At 40.3% G+C, this 13834-nt stretch carries 10 protein-coding genes; 4 read left to right on the plus strand and 6 right to left on the minus strand.

Features of this window, described 5'->3' with window-relative positions:
• Positions 1-76 precede the first annotated feature (76 nt).
• Complete coding sequence (locus ACFX4H_RS20395; RefSeq protein ID WP_377436100.1) at positions 77-2146, plus strand: SpoIID/LytB domain-containing protein; 2070 nt, start codon at positions 77-79, stop codon at positions 2144-2146.
• Between the two features lie 211 nt (positions 2147-2357).
• On the opposite strand, the gene ACFX4H_RS20400 is transcribed toward ACFX4H_RS20395, so the two are convergent.
• Together ACFX4H_RS20400 and ACFX4H_RS20405 are read right to left on the minus strand one after the other, a co-directional pair.
• Positions 2358-2483 (minus strand): hypothetical protein, encoded by a 126-nt coding sequence (locus ACFX4H_RS20400; protein ID WP_377436101.1) that lies wholly within the window; start codon positions 2481-2483, stop codon positions 2358-2360.
• Between the two features lie 151 nt (positions 2484-2634).
• The gene (locus ACFX4H_RS20405; protein WP_377436102.1) at positions 2635-4059 is read right to left on the minus strand and encodes an alkaline phosphatase; all 1425 of its coding nucleotides are present in this window, start codon (positions 4057-4059) and stop codon (positions 2635-2637) included.
• A 256-nt stretch (positions 4060-4315) separates the two neighbouring features.
• Here ACFX4H_RS20405 and secA point away from each other — a divergent pair, with 256 nt between their 5' ends.
• The 3 genes from secA (at position 4316) to ACFX4H_RS20420 (ending at position 9166) form a co-directional block, all read left to right on the plus strand.
• Complete coding sequence (gene secA, locus ACFX4H_RS20410) at positions 4316-6694, plus strand: preprotein translocase subunit SecA (RefSeq protein ID WP_377436103.1); 2379 nt, start codon at positions 4316-4318, stop codon at positions 6692-6694.
• Positions 6691-7152: an SLAP domain-containing protein gene (locus ACFX4H_RS20415; RefSeq protein WP_377436104.1), complete on the plus strand. Its 462-nt coding sequence runs from the start codon at positions 6691-6693 to the stop codon at positions 7150-7152. The genes secA and ACFX4H_RS20415 overlap by 4 nt, the downstream gene beginning before the upstream one ends.
• 244 nt (positions 7153-7396) lie before the next feature.
• A complete protein-coding gene (locus tag ACFX4H_RS20420) occupies positions 7397-9166 on the plus strand; it encodes an LTA synthase family protein (protein WP_377436105.1) in 1770 nt (589 codons plus the stop codon).
• Positions 9167-9203: 37 nt separating this feature from the next.
• On the opposite strand, the gene ACFX4H_RS20425 is transcribed toward ACFX4H_RS20420, so the two are convergent.
• From ACFX4H_RS20425 to tagD, 4 genes are all read right to left on the minus strand, one after another.
• On the minus strand, positions 9204-10130 hold the full coding sequence (locus tag ACFX4H_RS20425) for an LCP family glycopolymer transferase (RefSeq protein ID WP_034315716.1): 927 nt from the start codon (positions 10128-10130) through the stop codon (positions 9204-9206).
• A gap of 278 nt (positions 10131-10408) precedes the next feature.
• Entirely contained in the window at positions 10409-11449 is a 1041-nt protein-coding gene (locus ACFX4H_RS20430; protein ID WP_377436106.1) for a C40 family peptidase, read from the minus strand.
• A gap of 294 nt (positions 11450-11743) precedes the next feature.
• Positions 11744-12907 carry a CDP-glycerol glycerophosphotransferase family protein gene (locus tag ACFX4H_RS20435; protein WP_283866800.1) on the minus strand — a complete coding sequence of 388 codons (1164 nt, stop codon included), beginning with the start codon at positions 12905-12907 and terminating at the stop codon, positions 11744-11746.
• Positions 12900-13298 carry a glycerol-3-phosphate cytidylyltransferase gene (tagD, locus tag ACFX4H_RS20440; protein WP_034315711.1) on the minus strand — a complete coding sequence of 133 codons (399 nt, stop codon included), beginning with the start codon at positions 13296-13298 and terminating at the stop codon, positions 12900-12902. Before tagD ends, ACFX4H_RS20435 begins: the two co-directional genes overlap by 8 nt.
• Positions 13299-13834 lie beyond the last annotated feature (536 nt).

Here is a 13834-nt window from a genome sequence, read left to right on the forward strand (position 1 = left end):
ACATGCCGATGGATTGAATGGGATTAACTCAAAAATCCTTGAAAGATGAATAGAATGGGAATGAGGATGAAAAGGAATGAAAAGATTAAAGTATTTGTTTATCGCTTTCTTTATCACTTTTTTTGCATTTCCTTCTCATGAAGCGACGGCAGCAGAAAAAAATTCAACGATGGAAGTGAAACTGAAGAATTATTTGGGCAATAGAACCAGTGCCGAAATAACGGCAACCGGGGACTACCGTACATCAAGGGGAGAGTTATTCATAAAGGCGGGGGAAAATCTGACTTTGAAAGTAGAGTCGGCTAAACTTGCCGTATACAAAGGAACTAAGAAAAAGGGATCTTATGCTTCTTTTAAGGTAATACCAGTTAAACCTGATTCTTCATTATCCATAAACGGCCGTCCGTATCAAGGCTCATTTTCATTTACAGCGGAGGACGGTTACATCCGGCCGATCAATACTGTTTATATGGAAGATTACCTAAAGGGCGTCGTCCCGCTGGAGATGCCTGCACTATGGCACTCCGAAGCCTTAAAAGCACAGGCGATTGCTGCCCGGACCTATGCACTTCGCCATCAATCCACAATAATTGATGATACGGTTTCTTACCAAGTATATGGCGGGGCTGCCGGTCACTATCGAACTAATTCTGCCATTGAGCAGACGAAGGGCATGATAATCAAGCATGATGGCGAAATAATCGAAGCGTTCTTTTCCTCAAGCAATGGAGGAATGACCGAATCAAATTCAAATGTTTGGTCAAGTGGCAACCCCCTTGCATATTTATCTATAAAAGAAGATTTCTATGATCCGAAAACCAGTTGGGAGATAACGCTGGACAAGCAGCAAATTGACCTTTCAAAAATGGACTTAGCTAAACCGGAAGAATGGTGGACAAGTGTAGAGGAAAAAGATAAAACGGTTGTGCCGAAGCTTAAGGCTTGGCTGAAGAATAATGGATATGCGCAGAAAGATATTAAAATAACGGAGATTCCCTTGTTAACATTTTCAGATGAGAAAACGGGAGGCCGTGTAACGAAAGGCTCCATCCAATTGAATTTCTATGTAAGGGACCTCGTTGATGACCGGGGAAAGCTTTTGCCGCAAACGGTTAAGCTTACTAATGTATCAGCTTCCAAAATCAGGGGCATGGTGGGGCAAGAGGTGATGAAAAGCTATCTGGTTGACCATTCATCCTCCGATCACTCCAAAATTTCTATTAAAGGATCAGGATATGGGCATGGTGTCGGGCTAAGTCAGTTTGGGGCGAAAAACAGAGCGGAAGCAGGACAATCCTATCTAGATATTTTGGGATTTTATTATCCTGACACAACTATAGAAAGGGAATATGGACCAGGCGCGGGATTTAAAACGGATCTTGTCGCCAAGTCAGAACCGAATTCAGTAAACATGAAAGCGAAAACGGATCATGTCAATGATGAGGTTGGAATCACATACTCCCTAAAAGAAGATACTGTGGTTACACTTACGATTAAAGATGGTAAAGGGAAATCTATAGCTACCCCAGTCCGTGACCAAACAATGAAAAAGGGTACCCATTCAGCAATCTGGAACACAAAAGCGGTGAGTAACGGTACATATAAAGCAGAAATATCTGCAATGGACCGCAACGGGAATGAAGGTTTGGCAACAATGCCGATTAAGATCAGTAAAGATACGTCGGCACCGAAAATCACCGATGTCAAAACATCGGGGGACTATAGTACCGAAAAAGCGAACATAACATATATAATTAATGAAAACGCTAATGTAACGGTGGAAATCAAGAACAGTAAAGGGAAGGTTGTCGGTATCCTTTCTGAAAGGCCGTTCAGTAAAGGCAGGCAATCAGCAACATGGGATTTCAAAAATATGTCCAGCGGCATATTTACGGTAATAATCTCAGCTAAGGATAAGAGTGACAATCAGAAAACCATTTCAACGAAAATCTCGATTAGGAAGACGACGGGAATAGTGACAGCAAGCGAATTATATATTAAAGAAAATAGAAATGCATCTTCTGAAACGGTTGGGAATCTATACAGGGACCAATCTGTAACGATCCTGGCTCAACAAGATGAGTGGTACAAAGTGAAAAAGGGAAGCCAAATTGGGTATGTATTAAAAAAACATATAAAAAAATGAGTGAGCAGGACGTCAATCATGGCGTCTTTTTTTGCTCTACTTTATTATGGCATCATGACTCTTCACCATCACGAGTAAATGGACTAAATTCACGAGTAAAGCACAGATTCACGAGTATACGCACCAAATTCACGAGTAAAAGGCGGAAACTCACGAGTAAATGGACTAAATTCACGAGTAAAGCACGGATTCACGAGTAAATGCACCAAACTCACGAGTAAAGCACGGATTCACGAGTAAATGCACCAAACTCACGAGTAAAAGGCGGAAACTCACGAGTAAATGCACCAAATTCACGAGTAAAAGGCCCGAACTCACGAGTAAGGCACGGATTCACGAGTATACGCACCAAATTCACGAGTAAAAGGCGGAAACTCACGAGTAAATGCATTAAACTCGTGAGTAATGCCCACAAACTTCGCCATAACTTGAGTTAACGGACGTTAATCAAAATGAAAATGAGAATCTTAAAAGAGGAATGAATGCATTCACTCCTCCTTTGTTTTATGCTGACCGGGTGTGAACGGAACACCGGCGGCTTTTGTGATGATTTTTGAGATATCGGTATTTTCAATGACTCCATCAAAGGCTTCACTGCCTGGACCCGAGGCGAAAACGGGAATCATATTGGCTGTGTGTCCTCCTGTGGAACTGGCTGCCCGTATGCTTCGATCAGCTACGCCCGCCTTATGGTGCCTGGCGATGGTGCTACCGATTTCCCAATCGATTTGATGCTTTGGATAGACAAGCGTTTTATTCTTTCTTACGTTATCAATGAATTGATCAACTTCCTGATCCGTAAGGGATATATGTGCATACTTCTTGAATGTGGAAACGACACTTTCTGGTTTGATTTCATTATTTTTATCGAATGTAAGCTGTTTGGACATATATTCAGATGAAACCCTGATTTTTTTCAATGCCTTGATATCCATTGTTTCAGAAGCGGAGGTCCCCATTGTTTCGTGGTCCGCAAGTACAACGATCAACGTATCATTTCGATTTTTTGCCCAATCTACAACCTCTTTCACGGTTTGGTCAAATTCGATTGTTTCTTTCCATATTCCAGTGATGTCTGCTGCATGCTCCATATGGTCAATACGCGCACCTTCGGCCATCAAGAAGAATCCCTTATCACCCCGGGATAAAATATCCAACGCTTTGGATGTCATTTCGGGGAGGGATGGCTCTTGGGAATGTAATACTTCTTTATCCAGTTTGAAATTCATATAGGTAGGGTGAAATAATCCTAAAAGTTTTGCCGGATTATTAATGGAACTAAGTTCTTCTTTAGTCGTCGTAATCCCATAGCCAGCTTGTTTAAATTTGGCGATTAAATCCTCGCCATTCTGCTTATCCGCATCGAAATAGCTGGCACCACCGCCAAGAATGACATCGATCCGGTTATCAAAGAGCTGCCTCGCGATATTTGCGCCACCTGTCCAGCGGTTAGGCACACTTGCACCAAAGGCAGCGGGTGTGGCATCGACTACCATATTGGTTGAGATGATCCCGACTTTTTTGCCATTGTTCTGAAAGGCATCCAATACACTATCCACCTCGGAACCATTGGCATCGACACCGATTGATTCATTGTTGGTTTTTATACCAGTGGCAATCGCCGACCCTCCTGCTGCCGAGTCAGTGACGTAATTATTGGCGGAATAAGTGCGCATCAGGGCGACATGCTCCAGTTTTTCCAAATGTAGTACACCTGTCTTACCATATTCCAATTGCCGGGCAATTTCTATTGCCCCTAGCCCCATGCCGTCGCCAATCAGCAATATGACATTCTTGGGGGTGTTTCTTGTTTCTGCTTGAATAGGGGGGCTCATGCTAATAAAGAAAATTATAAGAACGAATAATCCAAAGCGATGCGGCTGTACGAGTTTATATCTGGATGTCTTATTCATCTGAAATCCTCCATTGGGTGAAAGTCTTCCTATTATTTGTTTAAATCGATAAAAAAACCCCTCCCTGATATTAAGGATGGAGCTAATCTTTTTAGCATGGTTAGCGGCATCGAGTCGGTTTTTGTATAATTTGTCTTTCAAAAAAATAAAGAATTTCTATATAATTACAATATGAAGGCGATAATTTATAAACAGTAAATACATAACTGATATAATTTCACTAAAGGTCAATTGAATTAATAGGAGAGAAAACCCCATGCTATCCAGTATGAAAAAGTTCTTCAAAGAAGGTTCTAAAGACTTGAAGAGAATTTATAAGTTGGTAGAAGAAGTGAATCGGCTAGAGGGTAAATATGAAAAATATTCAGATCTGGAATTAAGCGGAATGAAGAATAGATTTAAAAGCATTTTGGATGCTGGTGATAATATTTTGGATATACAAGTCGAAGCTTTTGCGGTCGTGAGGGAGGCTTCCAAGCGAGTATTGAATCTTAGGCACCATGATGTTCAGCTTGCAGGCGGTTTTGTCCTGAGTGAAGGGGGCATTGCCCAAATGAATACGGGCGAGGGGAAGACGCTTGTCTCTACATTGCCTAGCTATTTACATGCACTGTTCGGTAACGGTGTCCATATAATAACGGCCAATGAATATTTGGCCAAACGTGATAAAGAGTTAATGGGACAAATTCTTGAATTTCTAGGATTGACGGTCGGTTTGAACATTTCCCAAATGGGACCTTCCGCGAAACGTGAAGCATATGCGGCAGATATCACGTATGGGACGGCAACAGAGTTCGGTTTTGATTATTTGCGTGATAATCTGGTTTATCGAAGGGAAGACAAGGTTCAAAGAGGCCACCGATTTGCCATTGTCGATGAGGTTGACAGCATCTTGATTGATGAAGCGAGGACACCATTAATCATTGCGGGCAGGGCAAACGACGGGACTGAGCTTTACCAGATCACGGCGCAAATCATGAAGAAATTTATAGAAAAGGATGATTACGAGATTTCCGTCGAGTCAAGGTCCGCCTTCTTCACGGATCAAGGTGCTTCCAAGATTGAAGAGGCCTTTGGCATCGACAATCTGTATGGAATGGAGCATCAAGAGTTATTACATAATGTTACACAGGCGCTGAAAGCGCGGGCAATCATGAAATTGGATGTGGACTACATTGTCATCGATGGAAAGATTGCAATCATCGATAAATTCACAGGCAGGGTGATGGAAGGGCGAAGCTTCAGTGACGGGCTGCATCAAGCCATTGAGGCAAAAGAGGGATTGGAGATTTCCGAAGAGAATGAAACACAGGCTATGATTTCCGTCCAAAATTATTTTCGATTATATCATTCAATGTCTGGGATGACAGGGAGTGCCATACCATCAAAGTCTGAATTCCAGGAAATATATCAGCTCCCCGTCATTGAAATTCCAACTAATGAGCCAATTATTCGAGTGGATGAGGTTGATTTGCTTTATAAAGATGAAACAAGCAAAATCAACAAAATCGTCACGGAAGTAAAACGGATCCATGATGAAGGCAGACCTATCCTGATCGGGACGACCTCCATTGAGCAATCTGAAAAAATTTCGGTTCAACTGGATAATCGGAAAATTAAACATCAAATCCTTAATGCGAAGACGGAAGAGGATGAAGCGGAGATCATTGCGAATGCCGGGCAAAAAAAACAGGTGATGCTGGCCACGAACATGGCTGGGAGAGGGACGGATATATTACTTGGGAATGATGTCAAGGAATTGGGCGGCCTTCATATTATCGGGACGGAGCGACACGAAAGCCGTCGGATCGATATGCAGTTAAGAGGACGTTCCGGGCGGCAGGGTGATCCTGGTTCAACACAATTCATCATTTCTTTGGAAGATGATTTATTTCATTACTATGATGAAGAAGAAATGGGACGTTATATCAAGAAAATCAAAACGGATGAAAATGGGGTGGTGCTGAGCCCTGCACCCGATAAATTCGTTAAAATGGTTCAGGAAACGGTAGAGCAGATGCATCAATCAAGCCGATATCACTTATTGAAGTTGGAACATCCATTAAATGAGCAGAGTAAAATCATCTATGCAATGAGAGATCGGATTCTTGATATGGAGCCTGAACGGATGTCGGCCATTTTACTTGAATACATCGTAAAATACATTACTCGGCTCACAGTGAAATATGACCGTGAACATATAGCGGAGCCCGACTCCTCTGCCTTAATTGAGGAGCTAACCTTTGTTTTGCTGTCGTTAGGTTGGCAGGAAAGTGATTTGAAGGATATAGAAGGCCAAATTGAAGGAAGGGTGTTGGAGGCTTTAGGTGAATGGGAATCGAGACTGGTGATCTTTCAAGACGATGCAGAATGGGGAAACCAGTTGCGCGCTTTCATGCTGCAGCACATCGATACAAATTGGATGAACCATTTAGATGAAATGAACAGTTTGAAGGAAGGCATTGGTTTAAGCGAATATGGTCAGCAGGACCCATATGCGTTGTTTGAAAAAGCAGCTCTCAGTCAATTCAACCTTCTATTAAGTAAAATTGAGGCGGAGATAAGCATCCGTTTTATGGAATATATGAAAAGCAATCAGCAAGATGCAGCTTCTTTGGAGGGGGAGGAACGATGAGTTTATTTGGAAAAAGGGATAATGCAGCTTCAGATGTACCTAAGTTAGCAGATCAGGATGACACCGTTCATACTGTCCTGATGTTTCACAAGGGGTGGGATATTTCCAAGCAAGAGGAATATGTATATAAATTCCACCATCAAAGGCTGCCTGCATTAAAACCGAACCAAATTTCAATATCCGGCATCAAGCTGACTAGGGTGGAAGATGATGTCATCATAGTGGCTTTTCTGCGAAATTCAATAGATAAAGCCGTCAGTTTTGATATCGTGGATTTACTGTTAGTTGATGGAGATGGAAAACTCCTTGCGAAAAAGACATTCGATCTCATAGAGCTTGGTGAGATACCGGCACTTTCAAGCATGCCATGGCGTTTCTTGTTCGAGGAAGGGGATATGTTGGCGGAATCGATTCCTGATGAAGGTTGGAAGATTGCTTTTGAAATGAAGAGAAAGTAGAAAAACAACCGCAAGAGTCTAGCGGCAATCGGCAGCTTTTTTGCCGGAGCGCCAAAGCAAAGCCCTCATCCTTTTAGTGATGAAGGTTTTTTGTTTATAAGGGAGGTCAGTAGCACCAAATATTTATGCCATTTTCTGTGTGCAATTTCTCATAAATGGTAACGCTAAGTAATATTTATAAGTAATCTTCCGCAATCTAGCCTAACCAAGGCTTGGAAATAATGAAGAGGAAAGTGGCAGGGGCATGAAGAATAACCGTAATCGACGCTTGAAGGAGAGGCTATTTGAGTTATTGTCATTCTCAATCGTATCCATACTTTTCATTTATACGAATGATAGGATGGGTAACGATCTTTCTATTGGAATAATTACGATAATCATCGGTGCTGCCGGTTTTGTTGTTTATCTGAAGGAATGGATATCGAATCGAATCGTAAAGGGCATCGTTTTTTCAGTTTTCCTTCTTTCGATCATGGTCTTTTTCCTTGGGGACATCTGGTTTTATCGTTATTATTCGACACCTATAACATCCTATATGTGGATGCAAAAAAGCAATCTGAATGGGCTAGGTGAAAGTATATTCAGTATGATGGAAATCAAGGATGCAATCTTTCTTCTGGCAGGCATTCCAATTGCTGAATCTTTTGTGAAGAAAAAATACCCCCTCAAGCATATGGCACTTGTGCCGGCCGTAATATTCCTGATGATAGCAGGATTAAAACCAGTCAAGAATATCTTTATCGACAAAGTAGATATAACCCGGCGTTATGAGGCAAATACCTTTTTGCGAACCTGGGGCCCTATCGGTCATCATGCATTGGATACTTATGCCTATTTTACTGACTCGGGAAGGGATGAAATGTCTTCGGAAGAAAAGAAGGCCGTTTCTGATTACTTCAATAAAAAGAAAAGAAAGGAAAATGCCCATTCAGGATCCTTGGAGGGGAAGAATCTCATTATCATTCAGGTGGAATCTTTACAGTCGTTTCCGCTCTTTCAAACCAGTGCCGGGCAGGAGGTCACGCCATTCATGAATGGACTGGCGAAAGGGGGATTGTATTTCCCGCATGTATATCCGCAGACGGTATTTGGAAATTCATCTGATGGAGAGCTTATCGTGAATACCGGACTATTTCCTTTAAAGCAAGGTGCGACCTTTTTTCGTTTCCCTTATAATGATTTTCCTGGTCTTGCCAAGGAATTAAAGAAGTCGGATTATCAAAGTTTTGCTTTCCACGGAGATGAAGAAGACTTTTGGAATAGGCAGCATGCATATCCCTCGCTAGGATTTGATGACTATCTTTCCATAGAGGATATGAAGCAGGATGAGATGATTTCGATGGGCTTGGGAGACCGCAGTTTCTTTAATCAAAGCTATGATTTCTTAAAAGATAAACAAAACCCCTATTACGCTTTTTTCGTTACTTTGACCAGCCATGTACCTTTTTCACTGCCGAAGGAACAGATAACAATGAAGCCTGAAGTTGGAAAAGAAAATAGTTACCTGACTAAATACTTCGAAGCCATTCATTATACAGATTCAGCTATCGGGGATTTCGTGAAGAAGTTGAAGGATGACGGGAAGTTGAAAGACAGCGTAATTGTCATTTACGGAGATCATGATGGGCTATTCTTGAAAGATAAACACGAGGTTGAAGCGTATTATGGTAGTAAAATTAGCGATGAAGAGTGGATTGAAAAATATATGCCCATTCCCGTGATCATTTATCAGGAGGATATGGAAGGGAGAACGATTGATAAGGTGGCGGGCCAAATCGATATTCTGCCCACTCTATATGATTTGTTCAATATAAAGAGTTCTTCATACTTTGGAGAGAGCATGCTGGATGGCGAAGAGGGTGATGCCTTGATATTAAAAGGGGATTATGGTTCTCAAATGAAAATAAATGGGGAAGGCAAGGTCGAAGGATTTTCACCAGAAGATCAAAAGGAGATTGATCTGAGTGATCAGGTGATACGTTCCGATTACTTTAAAAAATTGAGAAGGAGGTAAAAAAAGAGGATGACTGATAAAAGTCATCCTCCTTCCATTATAATCCCAAATGTGTTTTAACGCGATTTTGGGCTTCAAGCTTTGTATCTTCTGGAACGATGTTGTACCAAACGCCATCTACCCGTTGATTGTCACCTTCAAGTGTATATTGTTCAATATTTTTGAGGGATGATTTGTAGTTATTTTGAATGCTCAACATTTCATTGAAACTTAAATTGGTTTCCACGTTTTTACCTAAAGCTTCGAATATATCGTCATAATTGGTAAGTGTTGATAGGCTTGCCCCTTTTTTCATGACAGCTTGGATAACTTGGCGTTGCCGCATTTGCCGTCCATAATCCCCGCGGGGATCTTCTTTACGGATTCGGGAATAAATCAAGGCCTCTTTACCATTTAAGTCGATTGTACCTTTGTTGAAGGTATATCCTTTATAGGCAAGGTCCATATCATTATCGACCGTGACACCGCCAACGGCATTCACGATATCCTGAAAGCCTTCCATATTCATTTTGACGTAATAGTCAATCGGGATATCCAAATAGGATTCCACTGTATTTATCGACATGGCCACTCCGCCATATGCATAGGCATGGTTCATTTTATCATTTATACCTTTACCGACAATCTCTGTACGGGTATCTCTCGGTAAACTCAATAATTCAATCGATTCTTTTTTAGGATTAACGGTCATGACAATCATCGTATCTGATCGACCTGAGTCATTTTTTCTTTCATCCACACCAAGAATTAGTAATGAAAATGGATCTTGGCTTTTGAACTTGATGTCCTCTACACGTTTATCCGTTTTATGGGCTGTGCCCTGCATAGTGCTGATCGCACCGGCTAATGATTGATATACTGAAGCGCCATAAACACCTGCGCCAATGATAAGGATAAGAAGGGTGAAGCCGATTATTTTAAACGTTTTGCGTTTCTTTTTCTTTTTTTTATGTTCGGATCTCATTTAATATTCCTCCCTTAACCATCCCACAAAATGGAAGGTGTGAAAAAGTACCTAGTCGGTATTTTTAACTATACCTTTTTTTTGTCAAAAATAGAATAGTTTCTTTTTGTAGGTAGAGTGCATATTTACCTTTTTTTCATTCAAAAAAACGAAGGATTCTGAATTCCTTCGTTTACACAGCATTCATTTTTTTCCAAAATTGTATAGCATAGTTAAAGAAGTTATGAATCTTTTCATAAAATTTGCCAGACTTTAAGAGAAAGTCTGGCAAGTGAATCTTATAAACTTCTATAACCGATGATTTTACTTTTGAAATAAGAGTTTGAAGTGGTACTGATCGTTACTCCCTTACTTGATGAGGCATGAATGAATTCCCCGCCGCCCAAGTATATTCCCATATGGCTTATGACTGATTTATTGGAACCCGTTGCAAAGAAGATAAGATCGCCGCTTTTCGGTGAAGTAACTTTTTTGCCCATATCATAATAGGTGGACGATGAAAGCCTTGGAACATCATACCCAGCCTTCTTGAACGTATAGTAAATGAATCCGCTGCAATCGAATCCTGATGGGGAGGAACCCGCCCACGAATAAGGTGTGCCGATCAATTTCTTTGCTTCGGAAACGAGCTTGGCCACTTTGTTTCCTGAACTTGGGGCTTCCGCGTTTCCACCATCGTTTTTATCTGCAGGGGCAGTGCTTGCCGATGTACTTAATTTCAGTTTTTGACCCACTCTGATTAAATCGGACTTTAACGAGTTGGTCGATTTAAGCTGGGCTACAGTCAAGTTTGTTTTTCTGGAAATCTTGGAAAGAGTATCACCTTTTACCACAATGTATGTAGACGAATTGGCTGGGGTCTGTGTACCACTGGATGGTTTGGAGCTGCCGGGTAAATCAATGGTAGTGGTGGTGGATGATTTGGATACGATAAGTTTGGAGCCTGCATAAATTCTATCGGATTTTAAGTTATTCATTTTCATCAATTCAGCAAGTGTAAGGTTATGCTTGTTTGCTATCCTGGTTAAGGTATCACCTGAAACAATGGTATATGTGGTTTTCTTTGTTGTTTTCACGGAAACTGAAGAAGCATTTGATGTTGTTTTGGAGTTGGGTGTAATTAATTTTTGATTGATTCTCAAGAAGTCTGATTTTAAGTTATTAAGCTGTTTTAAGTCTTTTACCGTCGTATTATGATTTTGGGCGATTTTACTTAGGTTATCACCGCTTTTGACTGTATATGTACCGGCAAGGGCAGGAGAAACAAAAGTCGAAGATAAAATGGCTAATGTCGAAAATGCGACAACACTTTTTTTCACGGTTTTCCACCTCGAATATGTCTTTTTCCCTATTCTAACAAAATAAATGGGTTTAAACATATTACATTTTTGTTACAAGGGGAAAATAGTAGTATTTTACTGGTTTATATTGGTGGCGTTTGAGTATTGTAAACTACAATATTTTCTATATTGTGAGTCTTTTTTCACATTTCGGGATGTGGTGTTTCCCTTTGTCACTTTATGAAAAAAATGTACCTTTTTGTTGGGCGTGCATGCCCGCTCAGTGGTTATGGAAAAATAGAAAACCCACTTCGTTTTACGAAGTGGGTGGTTTTATTTAAAAAGGAAATCAACTAAATTCCTGCTTGAATTTCCCGTGGAGTATTCATTCCATTTTTGGTTAAAGGAAGCGATCCTCATTAATGAATGATCGGCGGTACGGATTTTCCTCAAGAGCTCTTCCGTGGTGGATACCACGGGTCCGGGCATGGAAGAAGAGTAATCCTCCCAGAATCCCCGTTCCTGCACATACTTTTCTAAGTCATATGCAAAGAATATCATGGGTCTTCCCAAAAAAGAGAATTCAAATGGAATCGATGAGTAATCGGTTATTAAAAGATCCGTACTGATCAGCAGTTGATTAACGTGAAAGTCACTATTGACAGGGTAAATGAATCCCGGGAATTTATCTTGTAAATCATGCTCTGCTTTTACAGCTGGATGCAGCTTTAGCAATAACGCATAATTTTCGCCCTTAAGTTCCTTGTAGAGCAATTCCAAATCAAGAGCAATCTCTCCGTTGTTCAAGCCGTCATTACGAAATGTAGGGGCATATAACATGATTTTCTTATGCTCAAGTTCTGGATACTTGGCCAGCAAAGCATTACGGGCAGTCCTTTTTGATTCATCATTAAAAAAGAAATCGGTCCGAGGGATCCCGGTCCTTAGGATATGGGATGCCGGCAGTTGGAAACTTTCTTGATAAATCTCGGCCATTCTTTCTGAACCTGCCGTAACATAATCGAACTTACCATATACCTCAAAAAATCTTTTCCTTGCACCGGCTGAACGGTTTTTAATGGAAGGGTCTTTTGCACCGAATTGCTTTACGGCACCGGCCGCATGCCACACTTGCACGCATGTCACTTGCTTTTTGAATGAAATGGCTGAAAGAAAGCCAAAATAATTATCGATGATAATCCATTTTGATGTAGCCAGATGATAAATCGATCGGAACATGGCACTGATATTTTTTGATTCAAACGGAAGGACGATGGTTTCCCCATCGTCCTTAACTTGTATAGAACTGCTTGATTTCATTAAAAATACCTTTTGAACGGAAATGTCCTGCTTGTCCATTTCATCTGCGATATATTGGCAATTGTCCCCGAATGATGTGACAAAGGTCGTTTTGTCATATAAAGGGAAAAGTTTAAAGATAGAGAATAAAACTTTGAAACAAAAAAGATAAATCCCTATCGCGAATTCTTTAGCCATTAGTAACTTGTAGAAGGTCATCTTTAATTTGGGAAGTCGAAATGCCGATTGTCCTTGGAAGGTAGACCACTTCACAAACTTCGGATAATTCATCGAATTGGCCTTTCCAGTCATCACCCATTACAAAGATATCCACACCTTCGCGAACGATGTCTTCCTTCTTTTGTTCCCAATTGTCTTCAGGTATGACTTCATCCACATAACGAATTGATTCTAGGATCATTTTTCTGTTTTCAAAGCTGTGATAAGCTTTTTTATCTTTTAAAGCATTGAATTCATCCGTAGAAATGGCAACGATCAGATAATCCCCTAAATCTTTAGCACGTTTTAATAGATTGATATGACCCCAATGAAGCAAATCAAAGGTTCCGTAAGTGATTACTTTTTTCATTTTTATTCCTCCTTTAAGACTCTTGAACTGTTATTCAATCAAATTAATATATATTTGGTCTATTAGAATATGAAATGGAACAATAAAACAGGCAACCAGCTCTTTAATTCCGCTTGTTGTTTTCCTATATTTTTTAGGCAATGACATTCTCTAACTAATTATAACTTAATAGCTTTACAAATAAACCACAATTTTTTTACAAATAAACCACAATTTTTTACATTGATGATTCTTGTAAATATTATTTTTTAAGTTAAAATTAAATGTTGACTAATTTGTATGACTCTGAAGGGCATAATAAAGTGTCCATAATTAATGTAAGGATTTATACTTAATGGTATTTAAAAATAATTCCCCTCACATTAATGAATGAAAAAAGATTTCATCATTCTTGCTGCAATCAGAAAAGCCACTCACAATTTTACCACGTTTAGGAGAGAACAACTAGAGGAGCTTCATAAATCCTGTTTTCTAAAAGTGGAAGGTGAAGGACAGAGGATGGGTATCTATCGGCCATAAATCTATCGCTTAACTTT

The sequence above is a fragment of the Peribacillus sp. YIM B13477 genome, assembly GCF_042787955.1.
Lineage (GTDB): Bacteria > Bacillota > Bacilli > Bacillales > DSM-1321 > Peribacillus > Peribacillus frigoritolerans.

Coding starts and splice junctions, on each gene's coding strand:
- ACFX4H_RS20395 (WP_377436100.1), top strand. CDS start 77: ATGAAAAGATTAAAGTATTTGTTTATCGCTTTCTTTATCACTTTTTTT.
- ACFX4H_RS20405 (WP_377436102.1), bottom strand. CDS start 4,059: ATGAATAAGACATCCAGATATAAACTCGTACAGCCGCATCGCTTTGGA.
- secA (WP_377436103.1), top strand. CDS start 4,316: ATGCTATCCAGTATGAAAAAGTTCTTCAAAGAAGGTTCTAAAGACTTG.
- ACFX4H_RS20415 (WP_377436104.1), top strand. CDS start 6,691: ATGAGTTTATTTGGAAAAAGGGATAATGCAGCTTCAGATGTACCTAAG.
- ACFX4H_RS20420 (WP_377436105.1), top strand. CDS start 7,397: ATGAAGAATAACCGTAATCGACGCTTGAAGGAGAGGCTATTTGAGTTA.
- ACFX4H_RS20425 (WP_034315716.1), bottom strand. CDS start 10,130: ATGAGATCCGAACATAAAAAAAAGAAAAAGAAACGCAAAACGTTTAAA.
- ACFX4H_RS20435 (WP_283866800.1), bottom strand. CDS start 12,907: ATGGCTAAAGAATTCGCGATAGGGATTTATCTTTTTTGTTTCAAAGTT.
- tagD (WP_034315711.1), bottom strand. CDS start 13,298: ATGAAAAAAGTAATCACTTACGGAACCTTTGATTTGCTTCATTGGGGT.